The sequence below is a fragment of the Serratia sp. Res13-Sevr-LER1-36-b genome, from assembly GCF_015673035.1.
GTDB lineage: Bacteria > Pseudomonadota > Gammaproteobacteria > Enterobacterales > Enterobacteriaceae > Chania > Chania fonticola_C.
In genome coordinates this window covers 13,296-34,670 of the sequence record NZ_JADACK010000009.1, presented here as the reverse complement: position 1 = coordinate 34,670, position 21,375 = coordinate 13,296, and the positions used below count along the sequence as shown (strand labels likewise).

The following is a 21,375-nucleotide window of genomic DNA, read 5'->3' as shown; positions in this document are numbered from 1 at the left end:
GCAAAACTTGATAAGGATATTAGAACAGGCATCGTTTCGAAGATATGAGAGGGATTGGTAATTACTGTAGGTGCGGGACTACAGTTGTAGGCTTATATCAAGGGGCGCAGCAAGCCGCGCCCCTACTGGGAATGAATATACCTAAGGGCGGGAAAATGCCTCAATAACTGCATTCAGCCCCTGCATCAACTTTTCCGCCGTTACCAGGTTACTTCCAGAGACACCCGGCCGCTCGCAACACCGGGCACAGCCCCCCGGTCAGGGCACAGGGTCCAGGTTATGGGATAAGTTCGTGTTGTCCCCCCCGAGCTCGCAGGGAACGTGGGGTCGATAACAGAGCCTCGACCGTCCGTATACAGGGCGGTCGGCGAAGCGCCGCAATTCGCATCGGAAGACGTCCCCCAGTATCCAGACACGACACCAACACGAGCACCGGACGCGTCATTGGTTAGAAGAGTGCCTAGGGCTCCCGGTGAAGGTGCGGGCGACGTCGCCCTGATGGTGAGGGCTAGGTTTTGCCCCCCCCCCGTGCAGGTGACCTTCACATCCTCGCGGATCGGCCGCACATTGCCTAACCCAACATCCCCGAACACGACCGACCCCGGTGTCGACACGGTGCAGGCCGCGGGGTGATACGACACGGTGAACATACGGTATGTATAGGGGCCATTTATTGAGTCATACTGCAACATCAAAGACTTGGAAAACGGGGCTGCACCCGGTTTAACATAAATGCGGTAGGACAGGTCAACCACACGGGAACTGGTCGTAAAGCGGGCATACTCGAGGGACGGGGATGTCGGTTCGTTCCCGACACATACGTATCCACCAGGAGCGACGTAGGAAGCAGAGACGACGACCCCCTTGTCGTTTAGCGTGGCGAAAGCCTCATGGCCCGAGGTATTAGCCCACCGGCCTCCTGTAGCGCGCCAGTCCCATGCTACGGTGGCCGCGATCGTCCCCGAGACTACGAGGATAGCGCCGGGGGCGATGGTCATCCCGCGGTACCCGTCGATTTCGGCGGTTGGAAATCCCCCCCCACCATCGGGTGGAGTGGCGGAGCAGTAGACGAACTGAGGCGGCTTTGGTCCAAGGTAGATGACGCCGCCCGTCACGACCGCGGTGCCGGACGGCGACCGCCCCAGTTCCCCGATGCTCCCACCCTTATCGGAAAATCGGATGGTGCCCAGTTCCGGAGAGAGGCCGATACCTACGGGGATGGCGCCAGCGCCACCGACATGTACCCCCAGGGCAACTAACGCCCATCTCATCCACCTTGCTCGGTACACCGATACCTTGGCCTGCCGCGTTATACGCGATAGCCAGGTTTGCTCATAAAGCCATCGGACCTTCGCCCTGTGGTTAGCCAGCGCGCGCGGGGCTACCCCCGTCACGCCGCTGGCACCTAATTGTGCCCCCATCCAGTCGAATCCTTTGGCTGTCCGGCCGATAAAGGTTTTATCCGGATGCTGGCGAAAACCATAATCATTGAAAAAACGGTTAAGGCTTGCAACTTGCCGCCGTAATTGCCAGCGGGTTTTCGTCAGGATCACAAAGTCATCTATATAACGTGCGTAATAGATACCCGGCTGACGCGCAAAATGGTTGTCTACCGCCCAAAGGTGCAAGGCGCCCATAAGCGGGCTTAGCGCACAGCCGCGCGGGATACCGCGTTCCGGGGTATGAAACTCACCGCCACTTTCTACGCTGTAATACAAATACTGCTCAAGCAAATACAACACCTCTGGTGCTAACCGTTGCTGCCGCAATTGCTCCAGCAAGAAAGGCTTCTGTATTGCGCCGTAATAGCCTTTAATGTCTGTGCGGCACACCCACGGGTAATCGCCGCTGCGTACGACCTCGCTTAGCCGCCGCAGAGAGGCTGCCCCTCCCCCATGGCCCTTGACATGTTCGCAGCGTGGATGCAGTGGCAAACGCCCGGCAAGTTTCAGCGCCACCCACTTCAGCACCAAGGCGTCCTGTGCTGTCCACATCGCCTGTTTTTTTTTCCCAACAACCAACATAGCCGACAACCGGTAGCGGCCCACCTTGAGTTGCGTGAGCAGCCCGCAGCGCTGCTGTGGCCAGTGCAAACGCAAATCCCAGATATCTGCGCTCGGCGGGGCATTTTTCCGCGCGCTGCACAGCCAGTCCCAAGCCATGTCTAACAGTTGCTCATCCTTGTTCCCGGTTATCAGGCTGTCGGCATCGCCATTGGACGTAAAGGTTTCTTGAATCATCGGAGACTCCTGGCCCGGCAGAGCGTGCGATTTTCGCCGCCTGACCACCGGGAATGATTGTTAATTAAGACTATGCCCTGTCAGCATGCGATTACCGGCAGTCGCCATTTAGCTGGATCACCGGCATCTGTGGTGTCGGCGCAAGGCCGTCAAGATTGAAACTGACGCGGCACTGCTTATCCGCATTTTTACCCCACACAACAGACAATTCACCCGTTGGCGGCAAGCCCGCCAGATAAACCTGGCCGTTATCGCCCACAATACCGGTGGTCTCTTCCTGTGCCACGCGGTGCACTAACGATGCGGTTGCGCCAAACGGGACCGCACCTAACCCCTCCTTGCGGTTCAGCGTCATGAGTACCTGATAGCCAATACGGGTAGCGAAATTCGCTTTCACCACTGCGCCATTGGTCGGGTAGACCGACATCTGGTTCAGCGGCAGGTCGACGTTGTCCGGGAGCGTGCTCGGGTCAAGCCCGATGCTATTGTTGCTATAATCAGACAGATAAGGCACCACCGCATAACCACGCCCGTCCGTTATTCCCCCGCCATTGGAAAGTTTTACGCCGGCAGCGCCCGGGGCGCTAACCAACGCCACCGAACTGCCTAACGAACGCGACAAAGTGACCCCTTCGGCATGCGCCACCATGCCACCGCTCATGTTGACATTCATCGAACGTGAGTCTTTGGAATACGCGTACCCGACGCCAACGTTACCTTTACTGCCCTGATACGCCATATTCAGATTACTGTTACTGACCTGCTCCTGATTACCCCACCCTTGCTGCAGGCTATAAGAAAGCGCCCCATCCCGATCGCTACCACTCATCCCCACCTGGTTCTGGGTTCGTCCACGGTTGTCATGGGTCACCTGACTGCTGGCGTAGGTATTCTTCCAGGCGGATGAATAGCTGAAGAGGCTAAACGGCACGCTCATATTGAACGAAATTTGGCGGTTTTCCGGCCAGTTGAAACTCCCCTTCATGCGATCAATGGTGTAGTTCACCCCGTAGCTGATGCCGTACAGGCTGCCGTTATACCCTGCCGATAAACCGGTCAACGTTTTACTTGAGCCCCAGTAGCTATCACGGTTGGCTCGTAGGCTGACCGAGCCAAAACGGCCCAGTTGCTGGGTGATCTGAGTCTGGAAGCTACTTTGACGGCGGTCGAGTTGCCACGGCGCATCGTCATCACGCCGTGCACGACCAATGCCGTTGAATTCGGTAAAGTTATAGAAATTTCGTGTTGAATAGCGCAACGCCGTCAGATCCACCGACGTCCCGGTAGACAACAGACTTTTAGAGTAACGCAGTCGCCAAGACTCACCGGTCTGCCGTTCACCCTGGTCAAACGTCGCCATCGATAAGGTGGCATCCGCAGAAAGCGCCCCCATATCCCCCAGAGAGACGCCGGTACCTAAACTCAGAGCGGTATAAAAGTGAGAAACCAGCCCGCCGCCGTACAGAGTCAGGTTTTTCGGCAAACCGTAAATCAAGGTGCCAAGGGCAAAATTGGTGTCGCGTGTGCCCCGCGTATTGCCATCGCTGTACTGACCAACGGTCACTTCATATTTTAACGCGCCCGGACGTAACATCACCGGCAGCGATGAGTAAGGCACAATAAAACCGTGGATACTCCCATCCGCCTCGGTCACCGTGACGTCGAGATCGCCCGACATCCCGGCCTGAGAGAGATCTTTGATATCGAAAGGGCCAGGGGCGACATACGTTTCATAGACAATGTAACCATTCTGACGCACGGTGATCCGCGCATTGCTATTGGCAACGCCCGTGATTTGGGGCGCAAATCCACGCAGACGCGCCGGCATCATTTGTTCACTGGAGCGTAGTTGTACACCACGAAACGGCACACTATCCAACACCTCACTGCCCGTGCTGGTTTCACCCATGGTCAATTGGGAGCGCCAGGCAATAATGTCACGCGCCAGATACGAAGAGGAAAAACGCGTGTCGTCACGGTGGTTACGCGCCAGGCGATCTCCCCCATCAGCATCAGAATGGCTATGCGTAATGGTGCTACGTACACGCCATGCACCGGCATTCGCACCGAGTTGGGCGTTGGCAAACAGGTTATTATTGGTACGCCTGTCGTTATTGATTGTCTGTTCGTTACGACCGGCACTGAGGCTGTAATTAAGCAACAGTGCCGTAATGCCCTCATCCCACCTTTCAGGCTCAAACCGGCTATCTTTACCGGGCTGCATTGCCACCTGTGGGATACTGATATCCAGCCGCAAGCGCGATAAATCAAAGGTGACCGTCGACTGGGGGAGCAGCGCAGCCAGATCGCCCACCGGTTTATCTTTCGGTAACGTCTGCAGCGCAGGTAAGTGATCAACGTTCACCCCCAGTTCGGCTAACAACGCCGGTGTCAACTGTGGCACAACACTCCCCTGCGCATTTTTACTGAACACCAACTCCCGTGATACGGCCTCACGCTGGTTGATAAACAGGGTGACGAGGTACTTCCCTTCGGCGACCCCCCCCGCACTGGCAAAGGCAGACAGGTCCACATCCGAATGGCCTGCCCCGAGTGACAACAGTTCCGGGTCAAAATAATCGGCTGCCCATACGCTTCGACACCCCATCACGATAAAAAGAGACAGCGTTCTACGCGGGAAAGCACGCACGCTGGCAACCCGCGTATGGGGGCGCAGCCGGTTTTGGGAGGTCAATGATCTACTCAACATAAGTCTCTGCTTTTTATTCAACGCGATCTATCTGGTTATCCAGTCTTACAACGCTTGGTGCTGTAGGGGACTCGCCTGGCTGTCTTCATCGATTACCTGCCATTCCACCAAATCCGAGGTGCCACGAGGCAGGGGGTAGCTCTGCTGCCCCTTGGGGGGAACCAATTTACGTAATGCGTCTGCTGGCAAGGGTTTCCCCCCTACCGTGACCCGGCTGAAATTGATGTAAAATGGCGTGGGATTGTCGACCACCAACCGATCGCCGCGCTGGCTGAAACGAAGCTGACTTGACGCGGTGACGACACCGCCCTCCGGTAATCCTTCGGGGCGGTAGAACAGCTTCATGTTGTTCACCACCGCGACCACCATTTGCCCGCCAACCTGGGTGTTTTTGTCCGGCACCGATGGGATCCCTTTCACCGACAGATAAAACACCGATTCACGATCCTGCGGTAGTGTGCGTTCGGTGAGGCGTATACGCAGGGTCAACGACTGGCCAGCCTCGACACGTTCAAGCGGTGGCGTCACCATTAGCGGGATTGCCGTTTTCGCCTTCTTGGTATCGTCTTCAGCCAGTGGCAACCCGGTGGCAACATCCATCGGCCGGACCCACGACTGCATCAGATAGGGACGGTTTGTGTTGTTGGTCAGTGACCAGGTAATACCTTTTGCCGCCGATGCGGGATAAATAATGCGGAATTGATTCAACGTTATCCCGGATGACGAAGCCTCGTTGGCATGGCACGGCAACACCGCGAACAGCGCAGTCATCCACAGAGGCACTTTTTGCCAAAACATTATGATCCCCCCCCGTTGGATACCGGTGCACTGTACAGACGGCTATTGCCCCCATAGTCATTAATCACCGTCCACTGCGCCTGATAAACCGGACCGACCACCGTATAACCCGCCTGCGAAAACGGTGCGATCATCGGTACGCTCTCACGCACCTTGACCTCCGTACCGTCAAATATCAGACGGGATAGTGTCAGGTAATAAGGGGTCGGGTTAGTTACCAGGACCTTGTCCGCCTGATAATCAAACGTTAAGCGTCCTTCAGCCGCCTCGGCTGTCATTGCCAACCCGGCTGGGCGGTAAAATAGTTTGATGGTGTTTTGAATCCCCACGGAAACGCGCGCCGCCGTCGAGCCCGTATCGGCCTCTTTGGGTTGTGCCGATCCCGGTATCGCGATCGCGGTAAAGTAAAATATTGACTCCCGATCGGCGGGCATGACCGCATCGCCCTTGCGCAAAATTCGCAGCGTGTTTTGGCTGTTGGCTTCCAGACGAAACAGGGGGGGCATGGTGATAAATGGGGCCATTTCATGGCCTTCAGCCGACATCACAACGGCAGACTGAACCAAATAGGGACGAGCCCCCTGGTTCTGTATGGTCAGCGTCTGCGTATTGTCCGTCGACAGGTAAATAATGCGTGTACGGCTGAGGCTAATCCCTCCCTCGGTCTCAGCCGCCATCGCCAACGGCATCGGATTGCTCCACAGGCTAGATATCAGTAAAACACACGGTAAAATCGAACGGATCATAGACACACGAACCTTCCCTTACTGCCAGGTAAAATTAAAGGTAACGGCGGCCGTCAACATGCCACCCCTGGCATCGGCGCACTTATTGCCGCAAGACAGCGACGCTTTCAGTGGGATCGTCGTGCTGCCGCCATCAAAGCTTTCGCTGGTTAACGGCGCGGCCACAAAGGTATTGTTGGCAACAACAGCGCCAGTTGCGGTGGTAATGCGCACACCGTAACCCACGGTCTGCGAAGTGGGTTGGCGAAACAGGAAGTCACCCGCATCAGCATTGCCATTCCCCGTCACGGTGACCCCCGGCTTTTTGACTGTTCCGATAAAGCCAGCACACTGCGATAGCGTAATATCCAGATTCAGTGGATGATTCAGGCTGTCACCTTGTTTGATACTGGCTGATTGCACCGAGCCAAACTCAAGAGTAGGCGGTGCAGAAACCTGACAGGTCGGAGCCTGAAAGGTCGCGGTGAACACCACATCGACCGCTTGCGCACCAGGTACGACGGCCAACAGACACAGGCTCAGAGCAAACCAAAGGGGGGGAGGGTTCCCCAAAAACACATTGAATTTTTTCATCACATCTACATGTCAACAACGTTATGGGAAGATAAAGGCAAAGGTGATTTTTGCGTTGACCACCCCGGTGGCAGGCATCGGGTCACCGGTGCTATGCACTAACCCCACGCTAAACTGCTGCACGGAACGGCCATCCATCGGCGTAATCGGCAGCACCTCGCCTGGCGTTACCGTGCCAGCGGCGTTATAAAATGCGACCAGGTTGGTGGTGCTGCCTTTTTTCAACATAAAACCAACATGGTTTGCCGTTGAACTCGCATCACGGAACAGCCGGATATCATTGACGCCAGACGACTCACCGGTGACTTTTAATGCTGGCGATAAGCCAGCCATGTTTTCACAATTGAGGTTAACCGCCAGCGGACGTATCTCTGCCGTACCGGTTGCAAACTGCGAGGGATCTCTTTTGCCAAATGCGATACTGCTGCTGTCAACTGAGACCTGACATGTACCATCGGTAATGTCGGCACTTATTGCTGTCTTCGCCGCCCTCACCGTGTTCGCCAACATGCCCGATGAAACAAACAGCATGGCGAGAGCGATATATTTAGTTAACCGTGGCATGGAACGTCTCCTCTCCGCCATAGTCATTGATTGCTTTCCATTGCGCCGCCCCTATACCCACAATGGCCGGATAGACATTTGCGGCAAAGGGAGCCACCATGCTGGTGCCTTTAACCACATCCAACTTGATTTTCTTGCCATCAATCACTAATTGGTTCAGCGAAATAAAATAGGGCGTTGGATTAGAAACCCGGACGTGGTTTCCTTGCCTGGAGAATTGTAACTTTCCCATCGCCTCTTTCTGCGTCATCGACAAGTCACTCGGCCGGTAGAACAGCTTAATGGTATTGCCCGTCGCTACCTGGATCGAGCCATCGAGATGATTGTTATCATTGGCCTCCCCCGACTTACTCGCGGGTATGGCCAATACGCTAAAATAAAACACTGATTCCCGATCCCGGGGTAATGTATTCGGCTTTTTTAAGATACGCACCTTGTTGCTTGCCCCGGGTTCAATACGAAATAGCGCAGGCGTAGTGATAAACGTGCTATCTGACGATTTAGCCGAAAGACTCTCTGAAATGCCGACATTAATAAGGTAGGGTTGATTTGGCGAACGGTTATTAATCTCAACACTTTGGCTGCTTTCCGCGCTGGGGAAAATAATACGTGACGAACCAACGCTAATACTGGCTAGCGTTGGCTGGACCCACAGGGTGCTCAAGCATAAAGTGAGACTCAGCTTTTGATATAACGTCATAATGTTCTCTATATTATGGAGGAAGGAAAGAGAGGCGGTACCCCCTCTCTTTCCTTTGGATAATATTAATTGCTTACGTAGGAGATTTTGATGGGGGCGTGATAGCTCCCAGGCTGAACAGCTTCTTTATTTAACACGGCCATGCCCGCGGTAAAGGTGTACTCCAGTGAGCCATCTTTATCCGCAGTCACAGGGATGCTGACACCATTAGCGACCGCAGTCGTACTATCTTCCGGAGTCAGCATGAAACCTGCAGCCTGGCCAATATCGCTGAGGAACACATCCTTTTCCGTCCCAACCACGCCGGTCACCTGCAATGCCCCATTCGCATCTGGGGAACAATTTTTCAACGTCACAAACAGAGGCTCACTACCCACCTGTTTTTTCGCTGCAGTAAACTGAGTTTTAGCGTAAGCCCCCACATTCAGCGTCGCCGCGCCATGGTTAGCGGTCACTTCACAGGTGGTATCAGCGATGGTGCCTTGCAACATCACGTCAGCCTGAGTGGCCGCTTGCACATTACCCACCATGGCCGCAATCAAAGCGGCGGGTGCTAGTGCGATAATTCTTCTCATCATGGTTCCTTTACTAAAAAGTGTATTGCTAAAATTAATTTCTTTACGTGCAACCAACGCCGACTGACCAGCGCAGAGCACATCATCACGGGTGTAAATATAGAGCGAGACGCGGTCAAACCCTTAAAACCCTAATACCCACGCGGGCATTTAAGGTAATTATGATTAATCGTGTAACGAGCGCCATACTACGGAAAAATACTAAACAAACCCTCAACAACAATATGCGAAACCATTAAAACGATCCTTTATTCTAAATATAAGTGTTAAATGGATGCAAAATCAGATCGAAACGCCAAATAAAGCCACATAACAGAATAATATTCTAATTGATTTCGTTTATGTAGTGTTTTAGATCGCGAGATGCACATATGATAGTGTATTGATCTGAAACGCGTTCAGAGATCAATCCCATGAAAAACAAACCATTTCGTTAGGTACCCCTTCATCCTTGTGGTGATAAAAAGCCTGACATGCGATTGTTATTTGAACGACAACCGTTATTAACTGATAAGATAAAATACTGGACTTAGTTTACATGAATACCGATACGCTATATTTCGAGGGGGTTCAGCACATGAAAATGAAGATGCGACGAGTGTTAAAAAAACCCTCCACAACCCCCAGTTTGACAATTTGCATACGCTTACGAGACAACTATTTTTCTCAAGGCTTACAAAGTATTATCCGTGCCTACTTTGATGGTCTTGGCATCCTGACCACCTTTATTATTGGAGAGGGACAGAGGGAGAGTGCAGATATTCTATTCTGCGATGCGTCGCCCTACCACCCACAGCTTGTCTGCGCAAAGACATCAACATATCGCAGGATTTTTATCATTGAACATATCCCTAACACGCCGATGAAAACACCTTGTTCATGTGGCTGTGAAGATGCTCTTTTTTCCTACAATACACGTCCTGAGGAAATCATTCGAAAACTTAGGGACGTATTCATTGCTCAACCTTCTGAAGAAAAAAAACCTTGCCTGGCCTCAACATTGTCCAATAGAGAGAGGCAAATCCTCGACTACATTGTCCAGGGTATTAGCCCAAAAAGGATATCAGATGTGCTTTTGATTAGTCCGAAAACCCTGAGCACCCATAAGATAAACGCAATGAAGAAACTGGGTACCAATACGTCGACCGGATTGCTCTATTGGTTACGGGAAAATGCTGCACATCTGTTGCCTATACCCATGAATGAGATCGTTCTATAACATCGATGGAGAACGATTTATGGGTTCTATCGCATTAACGACAACAAGTCAGCAAATGCTGCGGTTACCGAACAGCGCCTTAATGCGACAGAACCAAACTTGATAAGGATATTAAACCAGACCTCATAACGAAGATATCAGAGCGATTGGTAGATACTGTAGGCGCGGGACTACACCCGTAGGCTTATATCAAGGGGCGCAGCAAGCCGCGCCCCTACTGGGTATGAATATACCTATGGGCGGGAAAATGCCTCAATAGCTGCATTCAGCCCCTGCAGCAACTGTTCCAGCTCGCGCATGCCCTCTTCGATCACCGCCTCATGCTGTTGAGTCGCCAGCGCATTTTCCAGTTCTTCGCTAAGCAGATGTAGTGACGTGGCCCCCAGCAGCTGAGCTGTACCATTTATGCGGTGTAAATGGCTTTGCAGAGTTGGCCAATCCTGAGAGTGGAGTGCCTTTCTCGCCGCCAGCAAATCTTGGTCATTTTCCAGGCGCGACTGTGCAAGCATCTGGCGCATCAGGGCGTTGTCACCCAAGCTGAGAGCCTGCAGCGTAGCCATATCGATAAACTCGCTGAGTGGATCGGCCTGCGAAGGCCCTGCCACGCTTTGCAACGCCGCTTCCAACTGCGGTAAATCTACCGGTTTAAACAAGCACAGGTTCATGCCCATCGCCAGGCAGCGCTCTTTCTCTTCGGCCTGTGCGTTGGCGGTTAGCCCCCAGATAATGATGTCCTGATTGAATTCACGCACCCGACGGGTCAGCGTTATGCCATCCATATTAGGCATGTTGAGATCGGTGATGAGCAGATCGTACGGATTGGCCTCAATCAAGGCCAGGGCTGCCACACCATCAATGGCCTCGTCGACCCGATAGCCAAGCGTAGCCAACTGACGACGCAGCAGCAGCCGGTTGGTGGGGTGATCGTCAGCAATCACAATCCTCAGCGCTGTAGGCCCACTGACGAGCGATTTAGGTGTGAATGAAACGGCGGTAACCCTTTCCAGATCCGCAACCGCGGTGGTGAGCGTCACCGTCATGGTGGTGCCCTTGCCCGGCTGGCTGGCCATGTCTATGGTACCGGCCATGCGTTCAACCAACTCACGGCAGATCGTCAGACCCAATCCCGATCCGGTCTGTTGTTTGCCCCACTTGGTCTGACTAAAGGGCTTGAACAGATGTTGCTGTTCCTGCGGGCTAATGCCCGCCCCGCTATCTCTCACGCTCAGCGTCAGGCGAGTTTGCTCGGTGCCCTGCGCATGCGTTTGCGCTATCACCTCGATCCCACCCTCAACGGTAAATTTGATGGCGTTACTGAGGAGATTGGCCAGCACCTGTTTCACCGCCTGCGGATCGAGCCACAGCGCCTGCGTTTTTTTCAGGCGGTAATCGACCGACAGCCGCAGGTTTTTCAGCGTGGCCACCCCTTCAAAGCTACTGACCGTCGTAGCTAACAACGAGGCCAGATCCACCCATTCTGGCGCCAGCTCAAAGTTGCCAGACTCAATTTTTTCCATATCCAGCACATCGCCAATCAGGCCGAGTAGTGACTGAGCGGTGGAATAAGCCAGCTGAATAGATTCCTTCTCTGCTGCCGGACTTTGGCTGTGAGTAGTCAGTAACTCCAGGAACCCCATTATCGCACTCACCGGCGTACGGATCTCATGGCTCATGGTGGCAAGGAAAGTGCTTTTGGCCCGATTGGCATCGATAGCCTTGTCTTTCTCCACCTGCAACGCCCCCATCAGTTGCCTGGATTCGGTAATGTCCTTCCAGCCGCAAATCAGCGTTGGCGGCGTGTTGGCGGGCAGTTGGCACAGCGTTAACCAGTGCAGGATCAGGCGCTCTTCCGTACCATTATTCAGCACCAGTTGATGAGGGATAACCTGGTTGACTTGCAGCCCTTGCTGGATATCGGGTTGAAGCGCTGCAAAAATGTCTGCCAGCGGATGACGGCGATCGAACAATGAATGATGCATCGCGGCATGTAACTCGGGGGTGAAGAAGGCCCCGAAGGCGCTGTTGTAGCTTTCAAGCTCGCCTTCCAACGAGATTACGTACACCGGTACGGGGATCGAGTTGAATAAGGTCTGGCGGAAACCGAGCTGATACTCCAGCGCAGCCTGTGCCTCTTTGCTTTTACGGATGGCCCGCAGTAGATAGGCTCCCCACAGCAAGCTGCTGACAACCAGCAGCGTAGCCAGAACGATCACCAGGTAAAAAGGCCGATTATAAAGGTTCCAGGTGTCAATTTTCACTTCGGGGGTTTTTACCCACTTCCCGGCCAAATTCAGCATCTCTTTGGGGGGAATATCGTCGAGCGCCTTATTCAGAATGCTTTGTAATTCTTGTGAACCACGTGGAACGGCAAAGGAGATCTGGGCGATGCGCTCGCCGGGAATACGGAAGTAGCTCAACCGATTGGGATAATAGTGATCGATGATGTAGCGCGAGGCGAGTTGCGTGGATAGCACCGCATCTACTTCCCACCGATCCAGCATGCCCAGCGCCGCTATGGTGTTCTCTACCTCGACCCATTGCACACCTGGGTATTTGGCCTTTAGCTGGTCCGATAACGTGTGGTAGGCCGGAATGGCCACTTGCATACCGGCCTTCAACTCTTCGCTATTCTTGGTTGAAACGCGGGTGACCATCACAAAGGGGGTTGCCAAAAATGGATGGGTAAAGGCGATCTGCTCTTCCCGTTCTGGGCTGTACGTTGCCGCAGACAGGATATCCCAATCGCCACTACGTATAATGCTGGCCATCTCTTCATTGGTATTGGCGATCACCGGTTCAAAGGTCAAACCGGTTTGCAGTTGGATCAGGTTAAGGATATCGCCAACCAGCCCACGTATTTCCTGGTTTTCATCCACCATGCTGAACGGGGCATAATAAGGATTAATCACTACGCGCAACTTGCGGTGTTTTTCCAGCCAGCGAGTTTCCTGTGGGGTAAAAGCCAGGTCCTTGGTTAAAAATGTGAGGTTACCCATATCAATCCACGATTGAGCAATCTGGCTGTGCAGAGGTTCGGCCAGCGAACCGATAAATTTGTCGATAATGTTAACTAACTGCCGCTGGCTATCGAGCGCAATAAACACGTTGCTGCTTTGCGGCTCTTGCCAGAACTTCACCATTCCCAGCGTCTGGTAGAAATCGCGCGCGATAATAAAACTGGTGGTGAGGTTATTGCCGAGAAAGTAGTCACTCTGCTGGTTGGCCACCGAGGCCAACGCCTGATATTCATTGGCAAAAGAAACGACGCTGGCGTTAGGAAATGCCTGTTTAATAAATGATTCTGGGGGGAAATCCCGGGTGATAGCCACCCTGACCTTGTCGCTATTATAGTTAAACGGCTTCATCACCTCGGCAGTCCGCGTCACCAGAGTTGGATAGCCTTTCACCAGAGGCAAGCTGGTAATATAAGGCGCCCCTAGCGGTCTACCCTCAGCAGGCTGGCTGAGAACAAGATCGACGTTGCCCGCACGAAGTGCGGCCAAAGCCTGTTGCTTATCGGCGTAGAGTTTGACGGTCACATGGATATGCAGAGTCTTTCCCAGCAGCACAAGATAATCCGCATTCATTCCCCGATAGCGCCCGATGGCACTATTTATACTCAGCGGCGGCGATTCAGCATCGTACACGGCAACGGTAAGGCTGTATTTTTGCGCCAGCCATGCCAGATCGCCGTAGCTAAATGGGGTGGCCGGAGGCGTAACTATGTAGTTACTCGACAGCGCTAACGTGATCGGCCCGTTGATCACGGCTTGTGCAGGCAGCATCAGACACAGTAAAACCAGCCAAAACCCCAATACCCGTTTTAGCATGCACTCACCCAATTTTATTACGGTTGGCGAAAGCAAATAGATCGGCTAACGAGCTACAGCCAAGCTTCTCCATTAAACGGCTTTTATAGGTGCTGACCGTTTTATTGCTGATAAACATCGCCGCCGCAATCTGCATATTATCTGCCCCGCTGAGGAGGGAACGCATCACCTTGATCTCCTGGCTGGAGAGCGACAGCAGCATTTCCTGTTCCGAAGAAAGACTGCCGACAAAACCGTTCAGTGAGAAAGGAAAATAGCTGTAGCCATTCTGGGCAGCATGCACCGCGGCGATGATATTGGTCATACCCTCTTTTTTACTGATAAACGCATTGGCCCCGGCATCCGCGCTACGCTTGCCGTAGAACAGATCGTTTTTGGCGGAAACCACGATAATGATTTGGCTGAACTGCTGCTTTCTGAGCTTTTCAACCACCTCAATGCCGCTCATGATGGGAATATCGACGTCGACAATCACCACGTCTGGCTGCTGCTGCGCCACCTGTAGCAGCGCCTCTGCCCCGTCCCCCGCCTCGCCAATGACGCTAATGCCTTCACTTTCCAGCAGGTTCTTGATTGCCATACGAGCCAGAGGATGGTCGTCAACAATTACGGCGCTCAAAGACTTGGTTTCACTCATTGTCGTTTCCTGGTCATATAAAAAACACGGGCAGCGTTGGTCAACGATGTTTCTTCGCTTACGAAATATCTTAAGGATTTCAAGCTATCTACGAGCTTATAGCATAACCCTGTTTATAGTTCTAATTCGCTGTTGTCCCCTCACCCCAACTCTCTCCATGTACAGACCGGGGACATGGTGAACAGGTGTTCAAGGACATGGTGAACACTTTTTAACATCCTTTACCCATGATGATCGACCTATTTCTCAGGTCGATCGTCCCCACTTTCGTGCTGTACCACCATACCTCGTAGTAGCCCTCTCTCTCACTTTCCTTCAGTCCGACATATTCACCGATAAAGGCCTTGCCCACTTTCAGGCCCATCCCTTTCAGACTCAGTTTTCCACTGACATCCACTTTCCTGACCAAGACCCCCTCGTCATACTCGGCTGCCGCTGGATTACCATTGTACTGTCGCGATGAAGGCTGATAACGGGACGCCGGTACCGCCATTGACAGGGCTTCATGTGGGCGTTCCAGGTTGTAGGTTTCTCGCCAGGCGTCGAACACCTCCTGCAACTGCGCGGCATGGGTAAACCACCGCCCCTGCAGGAGCTCTGCCTTCAGGCTGCGGTGGAAGCGCTCCAGCTTACCCTGAGTCTGAGGATGATAAGGCCGCGAGTGTCCCACCCGGATACCCTGACGCATCAGCCACAGTTCCAGTGCGGTCCAACTGCCCGTCGTGTCGCCCCAGGGCGCACCGTTATCCATGGTCATTCTCTCCGGCAAGCCATAACGTTCGAACACCGCTACCAACTGAGACTGCACGGTGACGCGTCGTTCGTCTGGGCAGTGCGCCAGACAGAGCGAGAAGCGTGAATGGTCATCCAGCAGGGTCAGCGGATGGCAACGCCCTTCGGCGAAGGGGAAGTGGCCTTTAAAGTCCATCTGCCAGAGCTGGTTCGGTGCATCATGTTCAAAGCGTCCAACAGTGGGCGCTGGTGATGGGCCACCCGGTAGCAGGTCATGGCGGCGCATCAGGTTATGCACGGTGCTGGCGGCAGGTAACGTATGCCCCTGCATCTCAAGCCACCGCTTGAGCTTGCGCGCCCCCCACATCGGATGGACCAGATGCGCAGCGCGGAGGTGTTGGACAACGATATCGGGTGTTCTGGAAGGGGAATGGTGTGGCACTCGAGAACGTTCGTTCAGACCGGCGCGCCCATCAGACTGCCAGCGATGTAACCACTTGTATGCGGTAGCAGGCGCTATGCCGAACTGACGGCATAGCGCACGGATATTAGCGCCTTCTTGCGAGGCGAAAAGCACAAACTCGGTACGTAATGACATGGCAGATCTCTCATTCCACGGCATAAGCAGCTCCACTCAGAAGTACTCATACCTATGTTGTAAGTGTCTACCATGTCCCCGAACAAGTGTTCATGATGTCCCCGGTCTGTACACTCCAAAAGGGAGAGGGGGCTGTACGGAGCCGAAGTCAATCTGTGGCATATTCACTCCCCTTCCCCTGTACCTGTAGTTGCAGGATGGACTTCACGTGTAGGACGCTGCCTGCAATGATTTCCGATGTCTCTGCTGTGTTACGGCAACACCTGCTTTTATAATCACTACGAACTTTCAGCGTTTCTTCCCATAGGCCTATGCCGCTTTAAGCTGAAGGTGATTAACCAAGCCATTCAATGAATAAATTACGCGCTGAGCTTATTGCCCACAGCAGCGTAATGGTTTGCTATTGCTCATAAAACAGACAAGCAAGGGTTTTGCCATGCCACAACCACCACAGTCAGACAGTAATCAGGTGAAAACACCATTAGAAAAAAGAAAGCAGTGGCTGCTCATTTTTCTAATGGTGATTATTATTGCGGCCATGGCCAGTGCAACCTGGTGGTATTTCAATTCACGCAATGTGCAAAGCACCGATGATGCCTATGTAATGGGCAATCAGGTCACTATTTCTTCGCAGGTTAACGGCAGCGTGGTCAGCGTGAATTACACCAATACCGATTTAGTCCAGCAAGGGGATGTCTTGGTCAATTTAGATGATACCGATGCCAACCTCAACTTTAAAAAAGTCAAAAATAAGCTGGCGGAAACGGTGAGAAAAACCAAACAGATCTATGTCAACGACGCACAATATAACGCCAATATTGCCCAGGCTAAAATCGCTTACCAACAAGCACAGGCCGATTATCAACGCCGTACCCAATTGATGGGTGCGGGGGCTTTTTCAAAAGAAGACCTGCAACATGCGCGCAATGCCGTTAGCAGCAGCAAAGCAGCGCTGGACGTTGCTATCGAGCAATATCGCAGCAATCGTATCCTGATCCAGAACTCCACGCTTGAACAGCAGCCGGCCATCCTGTTGGCGGCAGAACAAATGCGCGAAGCCTGGCTCGCGCTTCAACGCACCAAAATTCGCAGCCCGGTGACCGGCTATGTCGCTCAACGCAATGTGCAGGTGGGCGAAACGCTCAGTGCTGGCCAGGCCTTATTGTCCATCGTCCCGGCCGATCAACTGTGGATTGACGCCAACTTCAAGGAAACCCAGCTCAGCGGCGTGCGCATTGGGCAAAAGGTGAGCGTGGTGAGCGATCTGTATGGCAGCAACGTGGTGTTCGACGGCGTGGTTGAAGGGATCAATATGGGGACCGGCGGCGCGTTCTCGGTGCTGCCCGCGCAGAATGCCACCGGTAACTGGATCAAAGTGGTTCAACGCCTGCCGGTGCGTATTACCCTGGATGCGGAACAGCTCAAGGCATACCCACTGCGAATTGGCTTATCCACCACGGTGACCTTGCGCGAAAACAACACCAACGGCCCTGCCCTATCTACCACCCAACGCCTGAAACCGGCTTACCAAAGCCAGGCGCTGGTGCTCGATACCTCCAGTATCGATGGGGAAATCCAAGACATCATCAAAGCCAATGCGATGTGATTTATGAGCAACAACACACTGCTGCCGTTAAAAGGCTGGTCATTGATCCTGGTGACGCTGTCGCTGTCGATGGCGACCTTTATGCAGATGTTGGACTCCACCATCTCCAACGTCGCCATTCCCACCATTTCCGGGTTCCTGGGTGCTTCTACGGACGAAGGAACCTGGGTGATCACCTCGTTTGGCGTCGCCAATGCGATCTCCATCCCGATAACCGGGCGTCTGGCGCAGCGGTTCGGCGAAAGTAAGCTGTTTTTAGCTTCGGTGACGTTGTTTGCACTGGCGTCGCTGTGCTGCGGGTTCTCCACCAATCTCGATATGCTGATCTTTTTCCGCGTCATTCAGGGATTGGTCGCAGGCCCGTTGATCCCACTGTCGCAAAGCCTGCTGCTGCGCAACTACCCGCCGGAGAAACGTAATATCGCGCTGGCGCTGTGGTCGATGACGGTGATTATCGCCCCGATCTTTGGCCCGATTATTGGGGGCTATATTTGCGATAACTACGACTGGGGCTGGATATTCTTAATCAACGTTCCGTTCGGCATCATCGTCGTTGCCATTACCGCATGGAAGCTGAAAGGAAGAGAAACGCCCACCGAGCCGGTAAAAATCAACCTGTTCGCCCTGAGCCTACTGGTGCTCGGTGTGGGTAGCCTGCAAATCATGTTGGATAAAGGTAAAGACCTCGACTGGTTTAACTCTACCACCGTGATTGTGTTGGCCGTGATCGCCGTAGTCGCGCTGATTTTGCTGGTTATCTGGGAAGCTACCAACGATAACCCGATCATCGATCTGAGCCTGTTCCGTTCACGTAACTTCAGCATCGGCATCCTGTGTATCAGTTGTGCGTATCTGATTTATGCCGGGGCCATTGTGCTGATGCCGCAACTGCTACAGACGGTGTTTGATTACACCTCGGTGTGGGCAGGGCTGGCCTATGCCCCCATCGGGCTGATGCCGCTGCTGATCGCGCCATTGATTGGCCGCTACGGCGATCGTATTGATATGCGGGTATTGGTGACCTTTAGCTTTATCGTGTATGCCGGTTGCTACTACTGGCGTGCAATGACGTTTAATCCGGCGATTGATTTTACTGCCGTGGTGTTGCCGCAGCTGATGCAAGGCTTCGCCGTGGCTTGCTTCTTCCTGCCGCTGACCACCATTTCATTGTCAGGGCTCGCACCAGAAAAATTCGCAGCGGCCACCAGCCTGAGCAACTTTTTCCGGACGTTATCTGGCTCGATCGGCACGTCACTCACCATGACCCTGTGGAGCCACCGGGAATCGTTTCACCATGCGCAGCTGACGCAGTCAGTGACGCAATTCAACCCGGCTGCGATCAACCTGGATCACCATCTGCAACATCTGGGGTTCAATCAGCAGCAAGCCGCGACCTATATCAACGATCAAATTACCCAGCAGAGCCTGCTGATGTCGGCCAACGATATTTTCTATCTCTCTGCCGGGGTATTCCTGATGCTGACCCTGCTGGTGTGGTTCGCCAAGCCGCCGTTTAATACGGCCAAGGCGGGGTGATAAACGGGGAATTAGAGAGGCGCTGGCGCGCCTCCCGATTTACTTAATCCGTTTGCCGGAGACATCAACAATCTTTTCGCCGTCCTCTTTGGCCAATGCCCCTATTTGCGGATCGGGCAGGATATCAAGCACCGTTTCGGAGGGGCGGCATAGGCGGGTCCCCAGCGGCGTCACTACAATCGGCCGGTTAATCAGAATCGGGTGTTGCAGCATAAAGTCAATCAGTTGCTCGTCGGTGAAGACGTCTGCTGCCAGCCCTAACTGCTCGTAGGGTTCCACGTTATTGCGCAGCAAGGCCCGCACGCTGATCCCCATGTCTGCAATGAGTTTCGCCAGTTCAGCGCGGCTGGGGGGTGTCTCCAGATAATGGACGATCGTTGGCTCTGTACCGCTGTTGCGAATCAGCGCCAGCGTATTACGCGAGGTGCCGCAGGCCGGGTTGTGGTAAATCGTAATCATGGGTGTTCCTCGCTACAAAGTGATGGATAGACGTAACGCCAAGGCCGTCAGCGTGACCAACAACACGGGTACGGTCATGATAATTCCGGTACGGAAGTAATATCCCCAGGTGATCGTCATGTTTTTCTGTGACAAGACATGCAGCCAGAGCAGCGTTGCCAAGCTGCCAATCGGCGTGATTTTTGGCCCCAGATCGCAGCCAATAACGTTGGCGTAAATCATGGCCTCCTTAATCACTCCTGACGCAGTACTCCCCTCAATGGACAGCGCGCCAATCAACACCGTTGGCATATTGTTCATAATGGATGACAGGAACGCAGTCAGGAAGCCGGTGCCAAGCGTGGCGGCCCATAAACCATTCTCCGCCAGCAAGTTCAGCACGCCGGAGAGGTACTCCGTTAGCCCGGCGTTGCGTAGGCCATAAACCACCAGATACATCCCCAGCGAGAAAATGACGATTTGCCAAGGCGCACCGCGCAGCACCTTCCCGGTGTTGATGGCATGGCCTCTTTTGGCCACCGCAAACAGGATCAGCGCCCCCACGGCAGCAATAGCGCTGACCGGAATGCCGAGCGGCTCCAGCACGAAGAAACCCACCAACAGCAGGATTAATACCACCCAGCCAGTTTTGAACGTGGCCGGATCTTTGATGGCTTTCGCCGGTTGTTTCAGTCGTTCAAGATCATAGGTCGGCGGAATGTCCTTGCGAAAGAACAGGTGCAGCATCACCAGCGTCGCGATAATCGCAGCGATATCGACAGGCACCATCACCGAAGCATATTGCGTGAACCCCAGATCAAAGAAGTCTGCCGAGACGATATTGACCAGATTGGACACAATCAGCGGCAGACTGGCGGTATCAGCAATAAACCCGGCAGCCATGACAAACGCCAACGTGGTGCCTTTGCTGAACCCAAGCGCCAACAGCATGGCGATCACGATGGGGGTCAGGATCAGCGCTGCTCCATCGTTGGCAAACAAAGCCGCCACGGCTGCGCCTAGTAACACGATGTAAGTGAACAGCAGGCGCCCCTGCCCGTTTCCCCAACGGGAGACATGCAGCGCAGCCCATTCGAAAAAGCCAGACTCATCGAGCAACAGGCTGATCATGATCACGGCGATAAAGGTCGCCGTGGCATTCCAGACAATATTCCACACCACCGGGATATCGGCAATCTGCACCACTCCGGTAAGCAAGGCCAGCCCCGCGCCAAGTGTGGCACTCCACCCAATCCCTAACCCTTTCGGCTGCCAGATCACCAGCACAATGGTCAGGATAAATATCGCCCCAGCCAATAACATACTTACCACCTCAAGATTTATATATGTATTTTCATATGTGTTTGCGCAAAAAATTTAGCTACACAGGGTTTTACCCTCGTTGGAGCCATTCGCCGCTGCCAGCTTACGTGCCATAGTGTGGACTTCGTCCTGTTGGCTCAACCAGGCTTGTTCAACAACCAGGGCTGCCCAGGCAGGAATATGCGGGGAAAGACGATAATGCACCCACTTGCCCTGCTTACGATCCAACAGCAACCCGCACTCTCTGAGCATTGCCAAGTGGCGCGATATCTTGGGTTGCGACTCTTCCAGCCCGGTGCAAAGATCGCAAACGCACAGTTCACCCAGCTGTTTGAGCAGCAACACGATACCCAGGCGGGTTTCGTCCGACAGGATTTTGAACAGCTGCAAGGAAGTCAGGGTCATCGGTCTCTCCACTACGTTCGGTGGATAAATCATACCCACAGGCACTTTCAAGTCAACAACACATTTGAATTTTCATATGTGTTTTCTTCCCTTGCCCCAGATAAGCGGTCAATATTGTGTCGATACGTCGCTCCGGCAATATGGC

17 protein-coding genes are annotated in these 21,375 nt (G+C 53.5%); 3 read left to right on the top strand and 14 right to left on the bottom strand.

Annotated features, from left to right (window positions below; all coding sequences use genetic code 11):
• Positions 1-200: 200 nt before the first annotated feature.
• The 8 genes from IMQ33_RS26120 to IMQ33_RS06925 all read right to left on the bottom strand — a co-directional run bounded on the left by IMQ33_RS26120 (position 201) and on the right by IMQ33_RS06925 (position 8,906).
• Entirely contained in the window at positions 201-2,240 is a 2,040-nt protein-coding gene (locus IMQ33_RS26120; protein ID WP_230326654.1) for a reverse transcriptase domain-containing protein, read from the bottom strand.
• 91 nt (positions 2,241-2,331) lie between these two features.
• Positions 2,332-4,950 carry a fimbria/pilus outer membrane usher protein gene (locus tag IMQ33_RS06955; protein WP_196061634.1) on the bottom strand — a complete coding sequence of 873 codons (2,619 nt, stop codon included), beginning with the start codon at positions 4,948-4,950 and terminating at the stop codon, positions 2,332-2,334.
• Positions 4,951-4,995: 45 nt separating this feature from the next.
• On the bottom strand, positions 4,996-5,748 hold the full coding sequence (locus IMQ33_RS06950) for a molecular chaperone (RefSeq protein WP_196061633.1): 753 nt from the start codon (positions 5,746-5,748) through the stop codon (positions 4,996-4,998).
• Positions 5,748-6,494, bottom strand: coding sequence for a molecular chaperone (locus IMQ33_RS06945; protein ID WP_230326655.1), 747 nt, complete (start codon positions 6,492-6,494; stop codon positions 5,748-5,750). Before IMQ33_RS06945 ends, IMQ33_RS06950 begins: the two co-directional genes overlap by 1 nt.
• Before the next feature lie 18 nt (positions 6,495-6,512).
• Positions 6,513-7,067, bottom strand: a complete 555-nt coding sequence (locus IMQ33_RS06940) for a fimbrial protein (RefSeq protein ID WP_196061631.1) — start codon at positions 7,065-7,067, stop codon at positions 6,513-6,515.
• 21 nt (positions 7,068-7,088) lie between these two features.
• A complete protein-coding gene (locus tag IMQ33_RS06935; RefSeq protein ID WP_196061630.1) occupies positions 7,089-7,631 on the bottom strand; it encodes a fimbrial protein in 543 nt (180 codons plus the stop codon).
• The gene (locus IMQ33_RS06930; protein WP_173409745.1) at positions 7,615-8,331 is read right to left on the bottom strand and encodes a molecular chaperone; all 717 of its coding nucleotides are present in this window, start codon (positions 8,329-8,331) and stop codon (positions 7,615-7,617) included. Before IMQ33_RS06930 ends, IMQ33_RS06935 begins: the two co-directional genes overlap by 17 nt.
• 65 nt (positions 8,332-8,396) lie before the next feature.
• Complete coding sequence (locus IMQ33_RS06925) at positions 8,397-8,906, bottom strand: fimbrial protein (RefSeq protein WP_173410229.1); 510 nt, start codon at positions 8,904-8,906, stop codon at positions 8,397-8,399.
• Positions 8,907-9,483: 577 nt separating this feature from the next.
• On the opposite strand from IMQ33_RS06925, the gene IMQ33_RS06920 reads away from it, so the two are divergent.
• On the top strand, positions 9,484-10,125 hold the full coding sequence (locus tag IMQ33_RS06920; protein ID WP_196061629.1) for a LuxR family transcriptional regulator: 642 nt from the start codon (positions 9,484-9,486) through the stop codon (positions 10,123-10,125).
• 233 nt (positions 10,126-10,358) lie between these two features.
• Here IMQ33_RS06920 and IMQ33_RS06915 read toward each other — a convergent pair whose 3' ends face one another.
• The 3 genes from IMQ33_RS06915 to IMQ33_RS06905 all read right to left on the bottom strand — a co-directional run bounded on the left by IMQ33_RS06915 (position 10,359) and on the right by IMQ33_RS06905 (position 15,958).
• On the bottom strand, positions 10,359-13,955 hold the full coding sequence (locus IMQ33_RS06915) for a transporter substrate-binding domain-containing protein (protein WP_196061628.1): 3,597 nt from the start codon (positions 13,953-13,955) through the stop codon (positions 10,359-10,361).
• Positions 13,956-13,959: 4 nt separating this feature from the next.
• A complete protein-coding gene (gene evgA / locus IMQ33_RS06910; protein WP_024483683.1) occupies positions 13,960-14,574 on the bottom strand; it encodes an acid-sensing system DNA-binding response regulator EvgA in 615 nt (204 codons plus the stop codon).
• A 229-nt stretch (positions 14,575-14,803) separates the two neighbouring features.
• Positions 14,804-15,958, bottom strand: coding sequence for an IS481 family transposase (locus tag IMQ33_RS06905; protein WP_196061627.1), 1,155 nt, complete (start codon positions 15,956-15,958; stop codon positions 14,804-14,806).
• A gap of 400 nt (positions 15,959-16,358) precedes the next feature.
• Here IMQ33_RS06905 and IMQ33_RS06900 point away from each other — a divergent pair, with 400 nt between their 5' ends.
• Both IMQ33_RS06900 and IMQ33_RS06895 read left to right on the top strand, forming a co-directional pair.
• Complete coding sequence (locus IMQ33_RS06900; protein WP_024483682.1) at positions 16,359-17,528, top strand: EmrA/EmrK family multidrug efflux transporter periplasmic adaptor subunit; 1,170 nt, start codon at positions 16,359-16,361, stop codon at positions 17,526-17,528.
• A gap of 3 nt (positions 17,529-17,531) precedes the next feature.
• The gene (locus IMQ33_RS06895; RefSeq protein ID WP_196061626.1) at positions 17,532-19,064 is read left to right on the top strand and encodes a DHA2 family efflux MFS transporter permease subunit; all 1,533 of its coding nucleotides are present in this window, start codon (positions 17,532-17,534) and stop codon (positions 19,062-19,064) included.
• 39 nt (positions 19,065-19,103) lie between these two features.
• Here IMQ33_RS06895 and arsC read toward each other — a convergent pair whose 3' ends face one another.
• The 3 genes from arsC to IMQ33_RS06880 are packed head-to-tail and all read right to left on the bottom strand — an operon-like array spanning position 19,104 to position 21,230.
• Positions 19,104-19,523, bottom strand: a complete 420-nt coding sequence (gene arsC, locus IMQ33_RS06890; protein WP_174334258.1) for a glutaredoxin-dependent arsenate reductase — start codon at positions 19,521-19,523, stop codon at positions 19,104-19,106.
• Positions 19,524-19,535: 12 nt separating this feature from the next.
• Complete coding sequence (locus IMQ33_RS06885; protein ID WP_196061625.1) at positions 19,536-20,825, bottom strand: arsenic transporter; 1,290 nt, start codon at positions 20,823-20,825, stop codon at positions 19,536-19,538.
• Positions 20,826-20,879: 54 nt separating this feature from the next.
• Positions 20,880-21,230, bottom strand: coding sequence for a transcriptional regulator (locus IMQ33_RS06880; protein WP_196061624.1), 351 nt, complete (start codon positions 21,228-21,230; stop codon positions 20,880-20,882).
• Between the last annotated feature and the right edge of the window lie 145 nt (positions 21,231-21,375).

Bases quoted from the DNA above. Each gene is read 5' to 3' on its own strand.
- IMQ33_RS06920 (WP_196061629.1), top strand. From the start codon at position 9,484: ATGAAAATGAAGATGCGACGAGTGTTAAAAAAACCCTCCACAACCCCC.
- IMQ33_RS06925 (WP_173410229.1), bottom strand. From the start codon at position 8,906: ATGAGAAGAATTATCGCACTAGCACCCGCCGCTTTGATTGCGGCCATG.
- IMQ33_RS06955 (WP_196061634.1), bottom strand. From the start codon at position 4,950: ATGTTGAGTAGATCATTGACCTCCCAAAACCGGCTGCGCCCCCATACG.
- IMQ33_RS06940 (WP_196061631.1), bottom strand. From the start codon at position 7,067: ATGAAAAAATTCAATGTGTTTTTGGGGAACCCTCCCCCCCTTTGGTTT.
- IMQ33_RS06900 (WP_024483682.1), top strand. From the start codon at position 16,359: ATGCCACAACCACCACAGTCAGACAGTAATCAGGTGAAAACACCATTA.
- arsC (WP_174334258.1), bottom strand. From the start codon at position 19,523: ATGATTACGATTTACCACAACCCGGCCTGCGGCACCTCGCGTAATACG.
- IMQ33_RS06945 (WP_230326655.1), bottom strand. From the start codon at position 6,494: ATGATCCGTTCGATTTTACCGTGTGTTTTACTGATATCTAGCCTGTGG.
- IMQ33_RS26120 (WP_230326654.1), bottom strand. From the start codon at position 2,240: ATGATTCAAGAAACCTTTACGTCCAATGGCGATGCCGACAGCCTGATA.
- IMQ33_RS06915 (WP_196061628.1), bottom strand. From the start codon at position 13,955: ATGCTAAAACGGGTATTGGGGTTTTGGCTGGTTTTACTGTGTCTGATG.
- IMQ33_RS06880 (WP_196061624.1), bottom strand. From the start codon at position 21,230: ATGACCCTGACTTCCTTGCAGCTGTTCAAAATCCTGTCGGACGAAACC.
- IMQ33_RS06935 (WP_196061630.1), bottom strand. From the start codon at position 7,631: ATGCCACGGTTAACTAAATATATCGCTCTCGCCATGCTGTTTGTTTCA.
- IMQ33_RS06885 (WP_196061625.1), bottom strand. From the start codon at position 20,825: ATGTTATTGGCTGGGGCGATATTTATCCTGACCATTGTGCTGGTGATC.
- IMQ33_RS06895 (WP_196061626.1), top strand. From the start codon at position 17,532: ATGAGCAACAACACACTGCTGCCGTTAAAAGGCTGGTCATTGATCCTG.
- IMQ33_RS06950 (WP_196061633.1), bottom strand. From the start codon at position 5,748: ATGTTTTGGCAAAAAGTGCCTCTGTGGATGACTGCGCTGTTCGCGGTG.
- IMQ33_RS06930 (WP_173409745.1), bottom strand. From the start codon at position 8,331: ATGACGTTATATCAAAAGCTGAGTCTCACTTTATGCTTGAGCACCCTG.